Raw genomic sequence first — 4,206 nt, 5'->3', positions numbered from 1 at the left:
GTCCGCCAGCATTCTCCATATTCCCTTGTCCCGCCAGCGGCAAAACCGCTTGTGTATGCTGTTCCAATTTCCGAATTCTGGCGGTATATCCCTCCACGGAGCGCCCGTGCGCGTCTGCCACGCTACCGCGTTAATAAACAAGCGGTTGTCTTTCGCCACTCCCCCGTGCTTCCCTGCCTGTCCGGGCAGCAGTTCTTTTATCCGTTCCCACGCCTCGTCGCTTATATCGTGCCGGTGAATGCCTTTATTTCCTTTCATGCTCCTATTTTACCTCTTTTCCTTTCTTTAGTCCACACTGCCTAGCGGCTTTAGGGCGCCCGTCCGCCGACTTGCCGAGCACGAAGTTGCCGAGCGGGTTAACCGGAACTTTTCACTTGCGAGTCCGCCGGGAAGGTTCTTTCCGACTGGCGGAGCAGAGCACGGCGCATAGAAGGGAGCGTTAGAGATAATCCTGCCTATCGGTGAAGGTATATGGACAAAGCCTCTATGCCGCGAGTTTGCGGAGCAAACTCGGTAGTACGCCTACGGGCGTGCGGCGACTCCGTTTTTACCCGTGCGCAGCGCAGGTAACGTCGAACGCCGCCGCCGTGTCCCGCACCGCGCTGAGAAGCGCGTCGATATCCGCCGGAGCGCTGCGGTGCCCGAACGAGAACCGCACCGCGTTTGCGGCGACCTGTTCGGGGACGCCCATAGCCGCGAGAATCGGGCGCGCGCCGGTCCCGCCCGCGCGGCGCAGCGAGCAGGCGGCGCCGGTAGACACGGCGAAGCCCTTGGCGTCGAGCGCGCGGACAAACGCCTGTCCGGGAACGTCCCGAAACGCCGCCTGCACAATCCACGGCGAATAGAGCGCGTCCGCGTCGGGCGAGCCGTCCGTCTCCCCGCGCATATCGGGGACGAGCGTGCAGCCGGGGACGGCTCGGAGCCGCGCGACGAACGAGGCGGCGTCCTCTTTTGCCTGCAGGAAGCGCCCGTATACGGCGGGATTGTCGCGTTCCGCTTCCGGCGAGAGATAGTATCGCTCGAAACAGCGGGAAAGCGCCCACGCGCCCGCAAGGTTTTCCGTGCCGCTCCGTATGCCGCCTTCCTGCCCCCCGCCGCGCGCGAAGGGGCTGAACGGCTTGGCAAGGTAGAGCAGCCCGCTTCCGCGCGCGCCGCCGAGCTTGTGGGCGCTGAACGCCGCGCTGTCTATTCCCGCGCGGGTAAGGGCGAGCGGGATTTTCCCCGCCGCCTGCACGCAGTCGACGTGCAGCAGGGGGCGGCGTCCCCGCAAGGAGGCGAGCGCGTCCGCAATGCCTGACACCGGCTGAATGGCTCCGGTCTCGTTGTTTGCCGCCATGACGCACACGAGCGCTGTGTCGCCCGCCACCGCGTCCAGCACCGCGTCCGGCGTAACGACGCCGCGGGAATCGCTCCTGACGACGTCGACGCGCCAGCCCGCGGCTTTAAGCGATTCCGCCATTTCGCGGACGGAGGGGTGCTCTATTGCGCTCACCGCAACGGCGGCAGGGCGCGGTCGGCGGAGCAGCGCGAGCAGCGGCAGGTGGTTCGCCTCGGTGCCGCCCGACGTAAAGTACAGCGTGTCCGCCGGAACGCCCATAACCAGCGCCAGCCGCGCACGCGCCTCTTCCAGCTTGTCGCGAGCGCGTTTCCCCTCTCGGTGCAGGCTCGACGGGTTGCCGAAGACCGAAAGCGACAGTTCCGCGCTTTCAAGCGCGAGGTCGCGGTCGGGAGGGGCGGTCGCCGCCCAGTCGAAATAGCCGGAGAGCTGTTCGCCGCCGTCCGCCGGATTCATGCGCCCAGCTCCCTGACGACGGCTTCGACGATAACCTCCGCGTCCGCAAGCGCGCCTTTCTCCGTGCCGCCGCCGGCGGACAGCCCGTCTTTCGGCTCCACTATGCGGTAGCCGTAGCGCTTGAGCCGCCCGATATTGTCCTGCACCGCGGGGTTTTCGTACACGGCGGGATTCATTGCGGGGCACAGCAATACGGGCTTCCCCCGAATCGCCATGACGGCGGCGCTCAGCAGCGTGTCGGCTATTCCCGCTGCCAGCTTCCCGATAACATTCGCCGTCGCGGGCGCAATCAGCGCGAGGTCGGCGTCCTGCGCGAGCGATATGCGGCGCGCGTCCTCATGCGCGGACGATTCGGGAGCGTCGGCATAGACCGTGCAGTTCGTCAGCGTCTGGAGCGCGAGCGGCGTGATAGACCGCTCGGTGCCCGCAGCCATGAGCGCCTGCACGGAGAATCCGCGCGCGGTCAAACGGCGGGCGAGTTCCGCCCCTTCGCATGCGGAGAGGCTGCCGGTGATTCCCCACAGAATGCGCTTCGCCGCCCCCTCGCGGCGCGGGAACGGCGGGCACGCGCCGGAAGCCGGCACCCAGAACCGCTCTTCGGGCGGCAGCTTGTTTTTCATATCCGTCCTCCTGACTCGCTCCACGCGGGCAGTCTCTGCATGCGCCGACTGCGGCTATAAAAAAAAGACGGGAGGCACCTCGCCCCCACCCAGCGCCGCCGATTTTAGTACGCCTGCGGAGAAAAAGTCAACGACGCTACCCGTGCAGGGAACCCTGCGTAAGGGCATAGCCGCTTCGGTGCGCAGAAACAGCGAGAAAAGCGTTGACGAACCCGCCGAGCGTTTGCTATGATAGAGCGGAAAGGCTTCGGGGACAGACGCAGCCGTTACAAAACCAACTGGAGGCTCTTTATGGCAGAAATGAGGTCAAGATACGGAAGTGAATATCAATTATTGCGTTTTCTCGGTCATCATCGGGAGGAACTGGAAGGCATTATCCTGCGTAATGCTTATGAATTGAAGTGGCTGGATTATCCAAATGAGCTAATCTCGCATATTATATAGAGTTAGCATCATTTTATATGTTCACCATAAGACGCTAAAATAAGGTAGATATTGTTACTATAGTTTATTGCGTTTTGCTTGTCAAGTGTGTGTTCGGGTATAGATTTGGGTATCGTGTCCACGTCTTTTTCAACGTGGAGTGTTTGGTATGGCAAAAGCCGCAAACGACGTGTAAATCAAGAAATGGCGTGTAAATTAAGCATAAAGGAATTAGCCAAAGATTAGCCTGTGTACACGGCGGTGAAAGAGGGCAGTTTTTGCAGTCTGCGGGGAAGTCGTCGGGGCATAAAAAACCGCCGCGCTGTGTTGCCGCGGCGGGTGGAACATGTCCCGAATTGCCATAATTCATGTCGACAGAGGCGCTGTCCTGCAAAAGGCAGTCGTCAATTAGTTGTTGACGCGATATATTCATCGAGCAGCGCCTTGCGCTCGTCGGGCGTCATTTCCGCCGCCGGGGCGCTTATATTCAGATTGTTGGTTATTGCGGGCGGAAGTTCCTTGCCGTATGCGGCCTCAAGCAGTTCAAAAAGCTCGCGCGGCAGTCCGCGATTGTGCGATTTCAGCAGCGTATTGATAACAACAAGCTCAATCATCGAGGCGTTCTTGTTCTTCTGCGCCTTCAGCAGTTCCGCCTGCGGCATGGAAATAAGCGAGCGTATAAGGTTCTGCATATCCGATCGCCCCGTGTTGTTGTCTTTGCACAGCTTGCGAAAGATTTTAAGTTTGCGCCCTTGATTGCGGGCGGACTTGCCGCGGTTGCCTATCGCTCCGCGAAAACATTCAGGCGTATTGTCCACTTAATATCCTTTTACACCGTTTTTTTAGCTTATCGGCTGCCGCCCTGCCTGCCTGTACTCCCCGCTGGCTCGGCGGTTTGCCTACTTTGCCCGTTTGTATTGGTAGTACAAATATGTAGGCAACGTAGTTTTTTTTGTAGTTTGACTACATGCCTACGGGTGGAAAATGTAGTGTAGCAGAGGCAAACTCTAGGTAGTGTTGACTGGAAGAGGTATATAGAGGAAAACACCTGACATGAATGGCGGCGATGAAGGAAGCGGTGAGCTTTGCGTAGCGTGTGGCAATTCCCCGCCAACGCTTGAGGGCGCGGAAGACGTTTTCAATGACGTGCCGCGCCCGATACAGTTCATGACTGTACGCTCTCTGCTCTTTCCGGCTTTTAACCGGAGGGATGACGGCTGCTATATCTGCTTCCTTAAACATGCCGAGCAGTTCGTTCGTGTCATACGCTTTGTCCGCAAGGAACGCTTCCGCCTCCAAATCCTCCATAAGGAGAGGCGCTTGGCTACAGTCCGCGACAGTACCGCTTGTCACAATGCCGCCTGCCGGTAT

At 59.9% G+C, this 4,206-nt stretch carries 6 protein-coding genes; 1 reads left to right on the top strand and 5 read right to left on the bottom strand.

The features are described 5' to 3' along the window. The 3 genes from AWU74_RS04330 to AWU74_RS04320 form a co-directional block, all read right to left on the bottom strand. Positions 1 to 258 (bottom strand): transposase (locus AWU74_RS04330; RefSeq protein WP_162504621.1); only part of this gene is annotated, 258 nt, incomplete at its 3' end. Between the two features lie 289 nt (positions 259 to 547). Then, entirely contained in the window at positions 548 to 1,792 is a 1,245-nt protein-coding gene (locus AWU74_RS04325) for a cysteine desulfurase family protein (RefSeq protein ID WP_062327978.1), read from the bottom strand. Continuing rightward, on the bottom strand, positions 1,789 to 2,412 hold the full coding sequence (locus AWU74_RS04320) for a flavoprotein (RefSeq protein ID WP_162504794.1): 624 nt from the start codon (positions 2,410 to 2,412) through the stop codon (positions 1,789 to 1,791). Before AWU74_RS04320 ends, AWU74_RS04325 begins: the two co-directional genes overlap by 4 nt. Positions 2,413 to 2,703: 291 nt before the next feature. On the opposite strand from AWU74_RS04320, the gene AWU74_RS11545 reads away from it, so the two are divergent. Next, a complete protein-coding gene (locus tag AWU74_RS11545; protein WP_162482114.1) occupies positions 2,704 to 2,856 on the top strand; it encodes a hypothetical protein in 153 nt (50 codons plus the stop codon). A gap of 383 nt (positions 2,857 to 3,239) precedes the next feature. Here AWU74_RS11545 and AWU74_RS04305 read toward each other — a convergent pair whose 3' ends face one another. Together AWU74_RS04305 and AWU74_RS04300 are read right to left on the bottom strand one after the other, a co-directional pair. Continuing rightward, positions 3,240 to 3,653: a hypothetical protein gene (locus tag AWU74_RS04305; RefSeq protein ID WP_059370294.1), complete on the bottom strand. Its 414-nt coding sequence runs from the start codon at positions 3,651 to 3,653 to the stop codon at positions 3,240 to 3,242. Positions 3,654 to 3,798: 145 nt separating this feature from the next. Continuing rightward, positions 3,799 to 4,206: transposase (locus AWU74_RS04300; protein ID WP_187150828.1), on the bottom strand; the 408-nt coding region annotated here is incomplete at its 5' end.

This window comes from Treponema endosymbiont of Eucomonympha sp. (assembly GCF_001028545.1).
This window is presented reverse-complemented; position numbering and strand designations above follow the sequence as displayed.